The organism is Moorena sp. SIO3B2, assembly GCF_010692525.1.
Taxonomy (GTDB): domain Bacteria; phylum Cyanobacteriota; class Cyanobacteriia; order Cyanobacteriales; family Coleofasciculaceae; genus Moorena; species Moorena producens.
This window is the reverse complement of record NZ_JAAHHE010000768.1, coordinates 1-1,857: the sequence shown is the minus strand read 5'-3', so window position 1 is coordinate 1,857 and position 1,857 is coordinate 1. Positions and strand designations below refer to the sequence as shown.

General features: G+C 35.6%; 1 protein-coding gene and 1 pseudogene. Both read left to right on the top strand.

Translation table 11 applies throughout. The annotated features are described in order from the left end of the window. The first annotated feature begins 351 nt into the window (after positions 1 to 351). Positions 352 to 1,329, top strand: a complete 978-nt coding sequence (locus F6K38_RS40845) for an NAD-dependent epimerase/dehydratase family protein (RefSeq protein WP_287360536.1) — start codon at positions 352 to 354, stop codon at positions 1,327 to 1,329. Between the two features lie 338 nt (positions 1,330 to 1,667). Further along, positions 1,668 to 1,857: pseudogene (locus F6K38_RS40840) on the top strand (SAM-dependent methyltransferase); the annotation flags it as partial.

Sequence of the window (1,857 nt, the reverse complement as noted above, 5' to 3'; positions counted from 1 at the left end):
TGAGTCTTTTTAGCGTGGTCTCGCTTGTTTTTTCGACTTTGGTTTATGCTTCGGTGTGAATAACTCCCATCCCTGTCTGCTCCAGAGAGTAAAACAATATTCAAGCCGGAGGCAAATAGGAGCGTCCTATAAAATAATGATAATGATAATATTTAATTATTGCTGTTTTTTATTATCATTATCACTTAAAATTATTTCTATCCTTGGAGGTATTGACAAAATTCCTTCGCTTTTGGAAAGCTTTTAGCTTTGTTTGACTCCTAGCCCTTACAGCTTTCTTAGCTCATCACAGAAGATTATTCTTGAACAATTACGTTTTTAATCTGTGTTGTTGTTGATCTATATTTAGAAATGCTAAAAGATATCTTAAGCAATAAAGTATGGCTCGTAACTGGAGCGAGTGGATATGTAGGTGGGGAATTATGTAAAAAAATTAAAACAGAGTATCCTTCTATTTATTTGATAGCAACAGATGTAAACACTCCCAGCCACAATTTATATGATGATTTTATCATCGGCTCTTTGGAAAATTTTGAGAATACAGTAGTTCATAAAATATTAACAGGCAACATTGATTTAGTAATCCATCTAGCAGGTGTTGCCGTTGAAGGATGGTGCTTTAAAAACCCTCTTGAAACCTGTGAATACAACATACGTGCAGTTTATATTCTCTTAGAAGCTATACGAAAAAGTATTTATCCATGTCATCTAATTTTGAGTACAACAGATAAGGTTTATGGACGAGATGCAACTCAAATAAACCCCTATTTTGAAGACGAGCCTTTGTTAGCAAAAAGTATCTATGAAACCTCTAAAGTCTGTGCAGATTTGTTAGCTCAATCGTTTTACTTTACTTATAAAGTCCCGTTAACTATTTTACGTTTTGCTAATCTTTATGGAGGGTTAGATAGGAATAGTTCACGTTTAGTACCACGTACTATACAAAGATTGCAAAACGGTCTACCTCCTGAATTACGTTTAACCAATAATGGTCAGGAATATACACGGGATTTTATTCATATCTCAGATGCTATTGAAGGTATTATCATGGTAGCCAAAGCTTCATTAGAGTCAAATTCCAATATTATCGGTGAAATTTTTAATATTAGTAGTGGTAAGGAGTATAGGATAAGAGATATCATAGATATTATTATTAGTATTTTCCAACCAGGAGTGAAATATGTGGAGGTTAAAGGAGGAGTAAACTATTCAGAGATTGTCAATCAGTGCGCTAGTAATAATAAGATGAAACAGGTGTTAGGATGGGAGCCTAAAATTTCTTTAAAAGATGGGTTAATAATGATTAGAGATGAGTATGGTAAAGAGTAAATCCTTGCTGGGGGGCGACATGCAATCTGAAATCCATACTGGCTAATAATTTCAGCCCATAAGGTATAAAAAGATATATGCTGTTTTGGGTAGACCTTGGACTATGTTATAAGGCTCCGGATCTTCATGACAATGAAAGGAGGGTCAATTGGCGACTGTATCGAGTATGAGCTCATTGGCATCAAAGCTTTATATAGTAAGCTTTTGAGAGCTCATGTCGCCCCTGAAGCGACTCAACACACTTAAACGTTTATTCTTAGGTTACAAAATTTCCTAACTGACCAAGTTATGTCAACAATAATTAAAGCAGTGTATGAAAAATTTGAGAGTAATCCCTGATGTCTAGTACAACATTTGGACTCCACGGTAAGCTTTATGAGTACTTTCACTCAGTTTCTTTGCGAGAAGCGGAAATTTTGACTCAACTCAGACAAGAAACCGCACAACATCCTATGGGTGTAATGCAGATTGCCCCAGAACAGGGGCAGTTTATGGCACTACTGATACAGCTAATGGAGGCAAAGAAAA